The sequence below is a fragment of the Phaeobacter sp. G2 genome (assembly GCA_025163595.1).
Classification (GTDB): Bacteria; Pseudomonadota; Alphaproteobacteria; order Rhodobacterales; family Rhodobacteraceae; genus Pseudophaeobacter.
Map to the genome: position 1 here is coordinate 1,795,305 of CP104100.1, position 12,967 is coordinate 1,808,271.

At 55.7% G+C, this 12,967-nt stretch carries 18 protein-coding genes and 2 pseudogenes; 8 read left to right on the forward strand and 12 right to left on the reverse strand.

Features of this window, described 5'->3' with window-relative positions:
- Positions 1-37 precede the first annotated feature (37 nt).
- Positions 38-1,084: an alcohol dehydrogenase family protein gene (locus tag N1037_08505; GenBank protein ID UWS81038.1), complete on the reverse strand. Its 1,047-nt coding sequence runs from the start codon at positions 1,082-1,084 to the stop codon at positions 38-40.
- 70 nt (positions 1,085-1,154) lie between these two features.
- Between N1037_08505 and N1037_08510 the strand changes: the two genes are divergently transcribed.
- Complete coding sequence (locus N1037_08510) at positions 1,155-1,703, forward strand: TetR/AcrR family transcriptional regulator (protein UWS81039.1); 549 nt, start codon at positions 1,155-1,157, stop codon at positions 1,701-1,703.
- A gap of 241 nt (positions 1,704-1,944) precedes the next feature.
- On the opposite strand, the gene N1037_08515 is transcribed toward N1037_08510, so the two are convergent.
- Positions 1,945-2,190, reverse strand: a complete 246-nt coding sequence (locus N1037_08515; protein ID UWS81040.1) for an EF-hand domain-containing protein — start codon at positions 2,188-2,190, stop codon at positions 1,945-1,947.
- A gap of 909 nt (positions 2,191-3,099) precedes the next feature.
- Between N1037_08515 and N1037_08520 the strand changes: the two genes are divergently transcribed.
- The 5 genes and pseudogenes from N1037_08520 (at position 3,100) to sigJ (ending at position 6,560) form a co-directional block, all read left to right on the forward strand.
- Positions 3,100-3,522: an ABA4-like family protein gene (locus N1037_08520; protein ID UWS81041.1), complete on the forward strand. Its 423-nt coding sequence runs from the start codon at positions 3,100-3,102 to the stop codon at positions 3,520-3,522.
- Positions 3,523-3,552: 30 nt separating this feature from the next.
- Complete coding sequence (locus tag N1037_08525) at positions 3,553-4,065, forward strand: ATP-binding protein (protein ID UWS81042.1); 513 nt, start codon at positions 3,553-3,555, stop codon at positions 4,063-4,065.
- A 160-nt stretch (positions 4,066-4,225) separates the two neighbouring features.
- A pseudogene (locus N1037_08530) lies at positions 4,226-4,603 on the forward strand (transposase).
- Between the two features lie 374 nt (positions 4,604-4,977).
- The gene (locus N1037_08535) at positions 4,978-5,688 is read left to right on the forward strand and encodes a hypothetical protein (protein UWS81043.1); all 711 of its coding nucleotides are present in this window, start codon (positions 4,978-4,980) and stop codon (positions 5,686-5,688) included.
- Entirely contained in the window at positions 5,685-6,560 is an 876-nt protein-coding gene (sigJ, locus tag N1037_08540; GenBank protein ID UWS81044.1) for an RNA polymerase sigma factor SigJ, read from the forward strand. Before N1037_08535 ends, sigJ begins: the two co-directional genes overlap by 4 nt.
- A 170-nt stretch (positions 6,561-6,730) precedes the next feature.
- Here sigJ and N1037_08545 read toward each other — a convergent pair.
- From N1037_08545 to N1037_08575, 7 genes and pseudogenes are all read right to left on the reverse strand, one after another.
- A pseudogene (locus tag N1037_08545) lies at positions 6,731-6,843 on the reverse strand (IS5/IS1182 family transposase).
- 304 nt (positions 6,844-7,147) lie between these two features.
- Positions 7,148-7,873, reverse strand: coding sequence for a site-specific integrase (locus tag N1037_08550; GenBank protein ID UWS81331.1), 726 nt, complete (start codon positions 7,871-7,873; stop codon positions 7,148-7,150).
- Positions 7,874-8,223: 350 nt separating this feature from the next.
- Positions 8,224-8,430: a hypothetical protein gene (locus N1037_08555; protein UWS81045.1), complete on the reverse strand. Its 207-nt coding sequence runs from the start codon at positions 8,428-8,430 to the stop codon at positions 8,224-8,226.
- Between the two features lie 62 nt (positions 8,431-8,492).
- Positions 8,493-8,672, reverse strand: a complete 180-nt coding sequence (locus tag N1037_08560; protein ID UWS81046.1) for a hypothetical protein — start codon at positions 8,670-8,672, stop codon at positions 8,493-8,495.
- A gap of 81 nt (positions 8,673-8,753) precedes the next feature.
- On the reverse strand, positions 8,754-9,746 hold the full coding sequence (locus N1037_08565) for a YfdQ family protein (GenBank protein UWS81047.1): 993 nt from the start codon (positions 9,744-9,746) through the stop codon (positions 8,754-8,756).
- A 41-nt stretch (positions 9,747-9,787) separates the two neighbouring features.
- Positions 9,788-10,204: a hypothetical protein gene (locus N1037_08570; protein UWS81048.1), complete on the reverse strand. Its 417-nt coding sequence runs from the start codon at positions 10,202-10,204 to the stop codon at positions 9,788-9,790.
- 20 nt (positions 10,205-10,224) lie between these two features.
- The gene (locus N1037_08575) at positions 10,225-10,485 is read right to left on the reverse strand and encodes a hypothetical protein (protein UWS81049.1); all 261 of its coding nucleotides are present in this window, start codon (positions 10,483-10,485) and stop codon (positions 10,225-10,227) included.
- 141 nt (positions 10,486-10,626) lie between these two features.
- Here N1037_08575 and N1037_08580 point away from each other — a divergent pair, with 141 nt between their 5' ends.
- Both N1037_08580 and N1037_08585 read left to right on the forward strand, forming a co-directional pair.
- A complete protein-coding gene (locus N1037_08580) occupies positions 10,627-10,899 on the forward strand; it encodes a hypothetical protein (GenBank protein ID UWS81050.1) in 273 nt (90 codons plus the stop codon).
- A gap of 46 nt (positions 10,900-10,945) precedes the next feature.
- Positions 10,946-11,077 (forward strand): hypothetical protein, encoded by a 132-nt coding sequence (locus N1037_08585; GenBank protein ID UWS81051.1) that lies wholly within the window; start codon positions 10,946-10,948, stop codon positions 11,075-11,077.
- A gap of 407 nt (positions 11,078-11,484) precedes the next feature.
- On the opposite strand, the gene N1037_08590 is transcribed toward N1037_08585, so the two are convergent.
- From N1037_08590 to N1037_08600, 3 genes are all read right to left on the reverse strand, one after another.
- Positions 11,485-11,766, reverse strand: a complete 282-nt coding sequence (locus N1037_08590; protein ID UWS81052.1) for a hypothetical protein — start codon at positions 11,764-11,766, stop codon at positions 11,485-11,487.
- Positions 11,767-11,910: 144 nt separating this feature from the next.
- The gene (locus N1037_08595; protein ID UWS81053.1) at positions 11,911-12,489 is read right to left on the reverse strand and encodes a hypothetical protein; all 579 of its coding nucleotides are present in this window, start codon (positions 12,487-12,489) and stop codon (positions 11,911-11,913) included.
- A gap of 100 nt (positions 12,490-12,589) precedes the next feature.
- Positions 12,590-12,949 (reverse strand): helix-turn-helix transcriptional regulator, encoded by a 360-nt coding sequence (locus tag N1037_08600; protein UWS81054.1) that lies wholly within the window; start codon positions 12,947-12,949, stop codon positions 12,590-12,592.
- Positions 12,950-12,967: the final 18 nt, after the last annotated feature.

Here is a 12,967-nt window from a genome sequence, read left to right on the forward strand (position 1 = left end):
TTCCTGTTAAAGCTTTCGCGATCCTGACGCTGGTGGATCAAGACAAACTTAGAACGATCTTACCGATGTGACCCTTCCTGCCAAAGGCTTCCTGAGCAGCACCGATTTCGTGGAGTGAATAGGTTTCGGCGACCAACGGGGCTATGTCGCCACGCTCAATCCGGGTGACAAGGTTTCCAAAGACCTCTGGCTCCAGCACGGTGCATCCGTAAAAGCTCAGATCCTTGAGGTAGAGCGTGCGCACGTCCAGTTCGACCAGCGGCCCTGCAATCGCGCCCGCGACGGCGTAGCGCCCACCGGGGCGCAAGACATCCAGCAGTGACGGCCATTTCCGACCAGCGACAAGGTCAATGACCACATCAACCTGTCCCGCCCCGAAGGCCGAGACATAATCGGCATCCCGGTCGAGGGTCTCATCCGCACCAAGGGCTTTCAGCTTGTCTGCCTTGCTGGCGCTTGTGACCGCGACAACCCTTGCGCCACGCGCCGACGCCAATTGCACGGCTGCCGATCCCACCCCGCCGGAAGCCCCGGTCACGAGCACGGTTTCGCCTGATTTGACGGCAGCACGTGTCAGCATGTTTTCGGCCGTCGAATAGGAACAGGGGAAGGAAGCCAGTTCGATATCGGTAAGGTTGCTTTCCACCCGATGGGCATGTCGCGCCGCGACCCGCGTGTACTCAGCAAAGCCACCATCGCATTCGGAACCAAAATACCAGGGCGTTTCCAAAATCTCGCTGTTTGCTTCCCGGATGCAGGGTTCGATCAGCACCCGTTCGCCGACACGCGCGGCATCAACCTGATCGCCCACAGCAACAATATGCCCGCAGACGTCGGCACCCTGAATACGCGGAAAGGACAGCGCCTTGCCCGACCAGCTGGCATCGTCGCTTTCGCCGTCGCCTTTTGAATACCAGGCCGTTCGGGTGTTGATGTCGGTATTGTTGACACCGGCGGCGCTGACCTTGACGACGACGTCCCGCGTGCCGGGGGTCGGGATGGGCAGGTCATCGCGCCATTCCAGTTTCTCGGGTCCGCCGTGTCCGGTCAACACGACACCGCTCATTTTGCAAGGCAATGGCATTGGTGGGCTCCTATGGGTAGAATGATAACTCTACTTGCCGGGGTAGAGGAACCACTCTACTGAGTCAAGAATGACTGATATACAGAACCAGATTGACGCCGGGTTGGAGCGGGCTTTTGCAAAACATGGTTTCGCCGAGCCCAATATTGAAACGCTTCGCAAAGCGACGGGGGTAAGCCTTCGCACCCTCTACAAATATGTTCCCTCACGCGAAAGGATGATCCTTCGGGCGTTGGAGCATCGACATCGCCGCTATATGGCGCAGGTTTTTCCCGAAACCGAGAAAGCGGACCAAGTGCCTTTGGCGACCATCGTTGATCGCGTTGCGCACTGGATGAAGGCAGAGACCACGCATGGCTGCTTGTTTCACGCGGCAGTCGCCTCAGCACCGCAGGATGAAGAGTTGCGCGCGCTTCTGGGCCGTCACAAAGCAGAGATGGCCGACCGTGCCGCCAAGGCGTCGGGCTTGCACGGCCAGGAAAGTGAAATCTCGCTCATCATCGAGGGGCTGATGCAAAGTTGGCCCTTGCGCGGCGATGAGTCGGTGAGAGCGGCAAAGGCGCTGTGTGCGCTGCTGGGCGAGGGGCCTGTTCGTAGCGCAGAGGCTGAGACTTCGTAAGAGCGGACATTGGTATGGTGCGCAGCATCTGGCACAAAGGGCTGGAGCCGAGAGTGAGCGCGGCTGTCATATGCTGAAGCCGCGACCCGCTCTGCCGTTATTCGCTGTGGGTGCAAAAAAAGAGCCGTCGCCGAACTGGTAAGTGCGGGACAAAACCAGCCGTCGCCGACATAGGACCCTAGCCCTGCGTCAGCAGGGCTAGGGCGTTCTCGTGAGTGGTAATCTGTAAGTGGGGCGCTGGTTAGCCTGCGGTTGGCAGAATACCTGCTTCCTGGGCCGCCTGCACCTCTGCCAGATCAGCATTGCCATCTGCATTGGTGTCAATCTCGACAAAATCTTTGGCGGTAAGGTCTGGATAGGCTGTCTGAAGCTCCGCCAGGGAGAAGGTGCCATTTCCGTCAGCATCCACAGCGCTTGCTGCCTGTGCTGCAAGGGGGGATGCGGTCAGAGCTGCAAGGGCAACGGCTGTCAGGGAAATCTTGGTCATGTTGTACACTCCATTCATTTTACTGTGTTTTCTGCGGTGCGCCTTCATCTCGGCGAACCGTGAACAAGAGGTAGGCCCAGTATTCGCTCGCCTCCAGCCCAAGGTGGCAAAGGTGGGATTTCCGGCGCCGTGCCGCCAAAACAGCCATCCATTGTGTGCGCTTTGCCGCCACTCTTTCTAATTGAGTTTTTTCCCGCCGACACTCCCCACCCAAACCCGCGTCTTCCTGCCGATGCAGGTCCCTTTAGGGCTCAGAGCGGACACCCGACAAGTCTGGTAGGGAAACTCAGCGAGTCTGTGACGCCAAAGGCGGCTGAGCGGACAAAGTGAGCTTTCGCTTCGGCTGCGCCAATGGCTGCTTAGCAAAGGCCGACTTCTAAGTCAGATTACCAGGGGCATCTGCGATCAAGCGATGAAGCAGGCCGGAAAGCTGCTCTAAATCTTCCTCGGTCCAGCGGTCACGAAAAACATAGCCTGCCTGTTTTGTGAATGTGACACGCGCCTCGTGAACTTTCTCCAACCCAGATTCTGTCAGGACAACAAATGCCAACCTTGCGTCCCTTTCGTCCGTTTGTCGCGCTACCACCCCGATTTTCTCTAAGGGGGCTGCCATACGCGTTACCGTCGACGCACTCACGTGCATCCGCTTTGCAATCTCGACACGGGACAGGCGATGTAGAGGCGCCTGTTCCAAGTGCATGAGGAGAAAAACCTCGTTCACCGAGAGACCGTGGACCGAAGCGAAATCGCCCGAAAGTCGTGCTTTGATCTGGTCCGCTGATTGTAGAAGGCGAAGAGTATTTGTGAGGCATAAATCATTCATGTGGACATTGTATGCATATTGCTTGCATCTGCAAGTACATTGCAATACTGATGCGCGAATTATCCTGATCAACAATGAGTGACGTCATGGACCTTGAAGTTATTTTCTCTATTGCTGGCTTACTTGCGATGGCAGGCTGGCTTGTTTTGCTCGCATCTCCGCTCATTCCACATTGGTCTGACTTGATTGCTGGTTATGTCATTCCGACCTTGCTCTCATTAGGTTACGTCACTCTCATTCTGTTTTTTCCATCAAACGGCGGGGGCGGATTTGGTAGTCTCGCCGAAGTTATCGACCTGTTTGCGAACCCCAATGCGATGATGGCCGGGTGGGTGCATTATCTAGCGTTTGACTTATTGATCGGGGCCTGGATGTGCAGAACATCAAGGCGCGATGGACTTAGCTTCTGGCTGGTCGCGCCCTGCCTTCCAGTCACATTTCTTTTTGGTCCAGCGGGTTTCCTTGCCTTTTCAATCGTTCGCATCTTTGCGCCGAAAAAAGCGGCCTAAACTGATTCACACTAAAGAAAGATTTTCCCAATGCATGACGATGACACACAGCAAGTTCACCTGATTTGCGGCTCAACGGGCGCGGGTAAAACGACATATGCCCGCGCGTTGGCCAACCGCAACGGCGGTGTTGTATTCTCGATTGATGAATGGATGGTATCCTTGTTTGGGGAGGACGCACCGGACGCCTTGGACCCCGCATGGATCTTCCCACGCGTCCATCGTTGCGAGACGCAAATGTGGGCAATGGCGTTACAGCTTGGCAAGTTGGGCGTTCCGTCGATCCTAGACTTTGGGTTTCAGCGGCAAGAACACCGTCAGAAGTATGGCAGACTCGCGAAGCAGGCTCAGTTTACGGCAAAGCTGCATGTCCTGAATGTCGATGCTTCAGAGCGGTGGAAACGTGTTGAAGCGCGCAACATGAATCAAGGTGAGAGCTTCCATATGGAAATCACACGCGGCATGTTTGACTATATCGAAACGACTTGGGAACTGCCCAGCGATGATGAGGTGGCATCAATGTCGCTGGCAGATTCGGAATAGCGTCATCAATTACTTCATAGAGCGGTCGTTCGTACAGCATACAGCATACAGCATACAGCATGCTGCATCATGCACTTTGGGCGTATTTTGTTGAAAAACTCGCCCTTGCTCGAAGGGCCGTCGGCTGATTCAATTCCAGTACAGGGTGGGAGGATTGGCGATGATAGGACCGCAGCAGGAGGCGCAGCCAGCGCAGTTTTACGAGTTTTCGCTGGAGGATCATGTCCCGCAGAACCATCTGCTTCGCTCCATCAACCGGTTCGTGGACCTGTCCGGCATCCGCAGCTACCTTGCCGATTTCTACAGACATACAGGGCGGCCTTCCGTCGATCCTGAGCTCCTCATCCGCATGCTGCTGGTGGGGTATTGCTTTGGTATCCGGTCAGAGCGGCGGCTTTGCGTGTAGGTCCATCTGAACTTGGCATATCGCTGGTTCTGCCGTCTCGATGTCAGCGATCGCGCGCCTGACCACTCGACCTTTCCCAAGAACCGGCACGGCCGTTTCCGCGACAGCGAACTACTGCGGCACCTGTTCGAGAATGAGCCAGGTCACGCCATTGGCCCGAGTGACAATGGCGAATGAGCGAACTGAGTGTAAGTTCCCTTGGGGTGTGCCAAAGTCTGTTTTTTGCCCGAGTTCGTCACAAACTCTGCATGCGGATCGTCATATCACTGAACACTTACCTTTGGAGATGATATGCGACACACCGTTCTGATAGCCGTTGGCGGGCTTTCCCTTGGAACAGCTGCCTACATTTGGACCGCCACAAATCACTGGTATACCAGTGTACCCGGTGTATCACTGACCGGACCGCTCAATTTTCACTTTGCCAGGGATGTCGCGCTTGCCTACCTGGCTAGTGGTGCGGCGTTGATTTGGTCAGGTGTGAAACATGACAGGTCAGCAGGCGTATGTGGCGCGTCATGGCTTGTGCTTCATGCGGTATTTCACATCTGGATCTGGATACATCGCGGCAGCCCCATGGACGTTGTTGCCTTAACAAACCTGACTGGCATTCAAGTGCCTGCCTTTCTGGCGATGTGGGCGACCACCAGCGCTCCAAAAGAAAGGGCAACAGCATGATACGCGCTTTGTTAAAAATGGGCGCCGAGCGGTTCGCGCAACGCTACAACTATGATACGGCTTACATGTCGCATATTGTTGATACCTCTACGGCAGCGGGCCTGCGACTATCTACGCTACCGCTCTACAGTCAGTTTCGCGGCCCAAAACAGGCCCGCGACGTCTGGGCCGGGGCGATGCTTGGATCGACGCAGGAGGGGGACTGTGGGCCATGCGTGCAATTGGTCGTTGATATGGCGCTTGAATCGAATGTACCAGCAAAGTTGATTGCCCTTTGCCTTGAAGGCAACGCCGGTGGGGCAGGTGACGTCGGCCTTGGGTATAGGTTTGCGCAGGCCGCCATCGCCGATACCCCTGACTTGGCCGAGCTGCGAGACAGGATTGAAGAACGGTTCGGCGCAACGGCGCTAATTGCGGCCTCATTCGCAGCCTCTAGCGGGCGAATTTTTCCGGTATTGAAACGCGGTCTGGGGCATGGGCAAACCTGTCAAAGTGTTCAAATTGACAGCTCGACCATTCGGGTCCGGCATCAAACATGAACGTGGCCGCAGATATTTTTGAGTTCGAGCGTTCGAAACTGATTTCCCTGTGCTATCGCATGATTGGCGAACGTGCAGGCGCCGAGGACGCGGTGCAGGACACCTGGCTGAAATGGGCGGCGGCAGACACCAGCCGAATTGAAAACCCATCGGCCTGGCTGCGGCGCGTCGCGACTAATATTGCCATCGACACCCTGCGTTCAGCCCATCGACAGCGCGAGGTCTATGTGGGTCCATGGCTTCCTGAACCTCTTTTGCAAATGGAGGCTCAGGAACCAAGCAACCATTTTGAGCTGGCGCAGGAGTGTGAGTTGGCATTGCTCTGGGCCATGGAGCGCCTTACCGAGCGCGAGCGCGCAGCCTTCATTCTGAGAGAAGCCTTTGATGCCAGCTATTCGGAAATAGCGGACACGCTTGGCACAAGCGAGGCTGCCTGTCGCCAGCTGGTCAGCAGGTCCCAGAAGAAACTACAGACCTCTGGACCACGGTTCGATGCCTCCCCAGAGGATGTTGCCGATTTGAGCCAACGCTTTTTCACGGCGGTTATGTCGGAAGACTTCGATCAGGCGCTGTCGCTTCTTACACCCAATTCTGTTGCGCTGTCAGATGGTGGGGCCAATAAAAGAGCCGCGCGTCGCCCGTTGGTTGGCGGCAGCGAAATCATACAGGTGTTCCGTGCGCTGTACGAAAAGGCAAAAGCAGAACAGGGCTGGACAACCCAGGTGTCGATGGTGAACGCCAAGCCCGCGATCCTGCGCAGCCAGTTCGGCGTTTTGGATTCCATCACAACGCTTGCCCCGGACCAGAACGGCAAGATTTCTTGGCTCTATATCATGAGAAACCCTGACAAATTAGGACAGGGCGCCCCATAACCGACCCGTCAAAAGCAATTGTTTAAAACGCTCTAATCGATGGATGCCATGGATATGAAAGCAATGACCGTGCTGCCCAAAGGACAATTTAACATCGGAGACATGCCAAGATTTGGTCTACGGCTTTTGTGATTGGAGTGCCAAAGGCGGTATAGCGGTTGTGGAGTGAGACCGCTTGGCGGTGGCACCCAAATCATGGCTGGGTCAAGCCAGATTGAAAATGACCGCGCGGCTTTCGCGCAGCGTTGTAGGAGGGCCAGTTCTTTGTCTGATACTTCGTCAGGGATCAACTGCTCATCTCTCCCAGCTATCACGTTGGATTCACAAAATGAATCCCTGCCGGGATTTGTGCGACAAAGCCATCCTGTGGTGGGCCGTCGTGGAACAGAAAACGACTGGGATTTGCGACAGGATTTTCAACCAAATCCTAATAGGTGAAAATCATATTTTTCATAAGCTATTGAGATCTATCTAGTTTCACTTCCTGCTTGAGAAGGAAGTGGTGGGCGACCCTGAACTACCAATTAGGCGAATTGCGCCATATTTTGTTGGAGAGAGTGTACCGCGAAATGACAGTGCGGTACACCTTACCACTCCAGAGAGGCTAATGCTTGGATACCGTCTGCAGCCAAAAGGCGTCGTTGCACCCCTTTCGTGTAGACTTCAGATGTGCGGGCTTCGGTGTGTGCCATCACTGCCATGATCTGATGCTGGCTAGAGCCTGATTCTGCCATTAGCCCCGCAACGGCTTTGCGAACACCATGGGATGATCTTCCCGGCAAGCTTGCAGCATTGCACCAGCGTTGGACGCGGACCCGTAAGGCTTCGGTAGAGGCAAAGGGTTTGCCTTTGTCATTCAGAATATAGGATGGGCCAATTACTTTCGCGGAACGTGTTGCCTCAAGGAGCGGTGGAAGCATTGGGATTGAAACCGGCGCTGACCCCTTTTTCCTCGGCTGCCATTCTAGCCATATGTTGCCGTTGTGGGAAACTTCCTGGTCGCGGCCAAGCCAAATTGCATCGCCTATTCGGCAGGCTGTAAAAGCTTGGAGGGTAAGCCATAGGTGGGCAGTTGTTCCCTTGGGGTGGGCACTCTTGAAGGCCTTTAGGTCAGCAGGGGTCCATGGGGTGGCTCCCCCTTGAGGATTGCGGTTGATTGGAGCGATGCCTGCCGCCGGGTTATGCCCAATTTCGCCTCGCTCAACCGCCCAATTATAGATCGCTCGCACGGATTTGATTAGATTGTCGGCAGCTCCTGGACGGCTTGCCCAGGCGTCGCGTATCGTAAGGAAGGCACTTGTCGGGGCGTCCATATCGCAGTCGCCATATCTAGTTTCATCCGGGTCTGTAAAATCGCACATTCTAGCGAGGACGCTGCGGCGTTGTTTGAGCGTAGCTGCAGACATTTGACCTGCTTCAACCATGTTCTCAAGAAACGCTAGATAGCGACTGCAGAGCCAATCTAGGGATCTTTCCGTCGCGCGAGTCTCCGCTGGTGTCCACAACTCTCCTACCCTGGCAGCATAGTAGTGATTAGGGAAATCAGGGTGATCATGCCCAACGGGAATGGTGATTTTACGCCCCTTTTGGCCTTCTACTCGGACGCGGTATCGGGGGGATCCATTTCTGTTGCGCTCAACTAAATACCCTGGAAAGTGAATTTTCACGTCGCTTGCCCCTGGTTCCATTTCTTGGGGCCAGACTTTTGCACGGCTTTGAGGGGAGCGTCTACTGTTTCGGGGCTTTGGACTTCGATGCGAACTGTGCCGGCGGTGTTGTTGATGATGACCGCACCAATGGGAATCCCTGTCCCTTTGGCGGCGTTGATCGCACGTTGAATTGCGGCCTCTGATACTCTTGGAGCGCCCATTTCGGTCTCCCTTTTGGGTTTGCTTGATTTGGTCGGGGGTGATGCGGCCTCAGTCGTCTTGCCTAGGTCGTGTAGGTGACTGAAGCGGAGAAACTGTCGCTTTCCCTTGGGTCGTTTGGGTCGGCCTTGAGGAGGTGCAGGTGGATGCCGTTGTTCAGAACCTTGCCGCCCGTCTTTTCTTCCACGTACTGGCGAATGGCATCACGGATTTCTGACATTTCTAGTTCAGCTCTGGTCTTCATGTTTGACTCCATCAAAGGGGTGCTGGTTTCCGTCGATGCCCCCTCTGATTTTGAGGGGGCAGAAAGAGAAATCAGGCTGCCTTAGCTGGCTTCTGGGCTGCCGTAGAAAAGGGGCAGTTCCGTGCCTTCCTGGGCCTGTTCCACCGCCTCGCGGTAGGCGGCTTCAAAGTATTTTTCGGGATTGAAAACCGTCATGATGAATTTCACGGTGCTGCCACTTTTGCGGTATCGAAATCGCACGGCCATTCGGTAGGGAATACCACCCCGAAAAACGGGGATGGCGATAATGATCAGGTTTGGAATTTGCAGTGGCGCGCCCTCGGCGTCCTTGTGCTCATTCATGAAATTGATCTGTGATTCGCCAGTATCGCGGTTGGTGCTGACTTTCAGGTCGCTGGTCTCGAAAACCTGAAACTGTCGGCTCATCTGCAGCAGTTGGTGCAGTTGCCCAAAACGACCTTCGATCTTTTCTGCGGTTTCGATCAGGCGGTTTTCCCAGCCTTGGTTCTTTTCGGAGGCAGATCCTTTGATAATCGCAGGCGTCGGGTCCATGACCTCGGTCGCATGAATTTCGATGAATTCCCCCATTTCATCCTTCGCCAATGCCTCGCCTGAGATTTTCATCCAGGCCTCCCATTCATCTGACAGGGGGAAGCTGTAGATGGCTTTGTGGTGGCAGTGGCGCGCTGTTGCGTCGCCGGTTGCGGACACGGGGTCGATCGCGCCGCCCGCGTGATAATCCGCAATGCAGGTCAATTTGGGAGCCTTCATATCGGCGCGCGCAAACAGGGCAGAGGTTTCGCCTTTGAACCGATTGGCCCAGTCGATCAGGCTTTGCAGATCTTCCAGCTGCGCTGTGCCCTTGCGCCGGGCTGGTTTCAGGAACTCGGCAGCAGCGCGGATCTCGCCTGTCAGATTCTTGGTGTCGCGGTGCTTTGGGTTGCTGATGATGGCGGGTTTGGTTAGGTCCAGTGCATCGGGCAGGGTGACTGGTGTGTGATTGCCGATTTCTTCCATGACCTTGCGCATGGTTTCAGCTGGGTTTTGCATTACTTCTGGGTCGTCGTATGCCATTTGGTTTTCCTTTGGCGCTGAGTTGTTGGTTTCTTGTATGCTTAATCCAGATCTCGGATTTCGCCGGTGTCGGGGTCAAAGTCGGTGACATCGCGCGGCTGGTGCATCTGTTTCATGAACGGGCTGTAGAGCGTCAGTTCGCCCTTTTCGTTGATGTAGGCGGCGGCGCTGGATGGTGGTTTCTTTGGCCCCTTAAAATTGGCGGTTGCGCCCATCGCCACATCGCCGGAATTGCCCAGGGCGTAATTCAGGGTGATGGTCATGCTGCCGCTGCAGCCCTTGGCGCCATGCTCTGCCTTGTGTTCCAAAAGATCCATTTGCAACTGACGGTGATCAGCCATGAGCTGCTGCAGAAAGTTGCCGCCATCAAACAGCGACAAAATCTGTTCAATGGAGCGCATCTTGTAGGGGTCGTTTGGCTCTGGTTTGGTCATGGCGGGGGGTAAGTGGGCGGTCATCACTTGAGGTTCCTTTCGGGTTAGCGTGGGGTCGGCAAGCGGCCAGCGCTGATTTCAAAATCAGTGTGCAGGCGCAGAAATCGTTGGAAGGCTGCAGCATCGGTCGCCAGTTCAGTGCGGCTTTCAATTTTGCAAACGGTGCGCAGATGTTCGGTGGCGGCTGTCGGGCTGAACTGGCCATCTGGGAAGCCATTGCGGGTGGCGGCGTAGCGCTGAAAGGCCACGTCATTGGCCAGCATGGCGGCGCGCATGGGGGCCTTGTCCTGGGTGATCTGCTGCATGGGTGCCTCCTGTTGTCTGGATGGGGCGCGGCTGTTGTTCGTGAGTGGTGGGCTTGCCGCGCCCCAGTGCAGCGCTTGCGCTGCGTGTGTTGCTGAAAATGGTTCCTGCTGTGATTGTTCATCTTTTAAGGGAGAGCATTCATGTCAGCTGCAGGTTGGGATAAGGACAAGTCGGGAAACATCACTCTTTGTCCGGTGGTGGGCTGGACGCCCGCTGTTGGGTTTGGGATGTCGTGTCTTTTGCGGCTTGAGACGGTTCAATCAGTTGAACATCTCGTGGCGGTATCGAATATGCAGGCGAAACTTGATGCGCTTCAAATCGTCTTGACGCCAGAGCAGGCCGATCAGTTGGCCCAAGATCTTCTTCGCTTGAGCGCAGCCGCGCGTCAGATACCAGAGGATCCTGGCAATTAATCTGATCAGCAGATTTCGAAACCTTTGACGCTTCTGGCGCGAGGCCTTGACCGTTGTAAGGGCAATCTGGGCGGTCATCGGTGGCGCGGCGATTGCGGGCGCTGGCCTGATGGGCGGCTTTGGTCCAAGCGGTGATGGCGTCAAAGAAGTTGTCGGCGCTCGCCATGATGCCGTTTAATTCGGCTCGATGCGTCAGGTTCTCCGGTTCCCACCAGTCCTGTGGATCATCGCTGGGCGGGGTTAGGGTGCCGCCGAGATCCTGAAATTTCAGAAGTTTACAAAGTCCTTGGGCGGCTGCGATTTCAGCCGCGGCTGCGGCAAGGCGATGTGGGGGCATGGTCTGACCTCGGCAGGTTGGGGGTGTCGTGCGGGCGGTGGGTTCTTTGGAGGAGGACTGAAACCGCCCGCACTATCCCGCGCATCAAAAGGAGAAGTGCGCGGTGTTCCGGTGAAACAAGACCTGCGATGTCCTCCTGATCGCAGGTCTGGTGTTGCTAGTGTGGCGGGGGTGGTGCCCGCTGTGATGCGGGCGACAGGGAGCCATGCCGGATGATGGGGTGGGCGCCGGGGCGGGGTGGTTTCAGATCACGCGACATGGCGGTGCTGAACCCGGTATCCCTGTTTTTGGGCGTAGCAGCGCACGGTTTCGCCCACCCGGATCAGGGTCTGGTCGATTGGTTCCGGCGCGGGTTCGGGCCGGTCGATCAGATGCTGGGGGCGCAGGCGCTGTGGGTCAAAGCCCTGACCGCGCGCGGCCTTCATTGCCGCCCAAGCGGTGGTGAACAGGTTCGGATTATCAATGTGATCTTCGGGCGAACCGGCAATCTGCTGGGCGTCGCGCAGCACGGTATTTGATTTATCTTGCATTCAATCCTCCATCGGTTGATGAAGGGGAATGTATAGATCAAAAGAACTATGTCAACTCAAAATAGAACAAAACATCTATTTGGCGAATCAACAACCCCGCACGAGGCGGGGTTCAGGTGAGCGTGGTTCGGATTTGTGGGCCGATTATTCGCCAGCGGCCAGTTCGGCGGCGCGCCTTTCAGCAGCCAGAATTGTCGGGTATCTGCCTTCGCCGTCGACCGATATTCCATCGGAATATTTGTGCAGTTCGTAGCCTTTGACCATGCGCAGAAAGCGGCCTTCAGCCTGCGGCTTTGCTGCGTATGGTTCCGGGCTGGCAGTCAGCGGCGTGTGATGCGGTGCGGAGATCGGCGGTTCCATCGTGGTGTGTGTCGTTTGGGTTTTCAAGTTGGCCACGTGTTCCAGGATCTGGCTGGTGTTGATTGCGGTGGCCACCTGCGCCTGAACAAGTTGCGCAGCCAGCACGAGGCCCAGCCCAGTTGCGGCGCCAATCGCACCAGCCGCAAGGACCACTAGCTTGGATGCTTCTGGCGGGGTGTTACCGCTGTTTAGTGCGAAGGCCGTGGCGAGAAGGGCAAGAGTAAAGATCACCCACCCAACCAGTTCAATTCCGGTGGCGAGTGCGCGGGCAGTGGTAAATGTCTGCTTCAAATCGATTTTCCTTGATTGTGTATTTTCATCGCGGCTGCTGCAACCGCTTTGCGGGATGCGAATTCTAGTCACGACACACCCTTATGGCGTATCGTGTCAAGATGAGACAATTTTAAGTATTGTTCCGGGAGGGTGGAGAATAAAGGAAATTTAAACGTGACAGATCAGATACTTATTCATTTTCTTCGGCGTCTTTTGGCTGAGACTGATCCGCAGCAGCAGCAAGACCTCGCCCATAGCCCAGAAGCTGCAGTTTTAGCGGTTCGGGTAGCTGGGCAAATAGACGCACAATTTCTTGCTCTTCTGCTGTCTGAGCATTGCTCATAAACTCTTCCAGCGTCGTCCCTAGGGCGGCGCATATTTGGCGCATCGTGCTAACACGCGGGTTGGTGTTTCTTTTGAACATTAGCCTAATTGCGCTGTTACCCAAGCCCGCCTTAACCGCAAGGTTCGAGACGTTTAGGTTTGGGTCGGCATCAATTGCCGCCTGCAGCCTGATTAGGAAAGGTTCTGGGGGTTGGTTTGTAGGCATGTCGTAATTTTGCCTAGA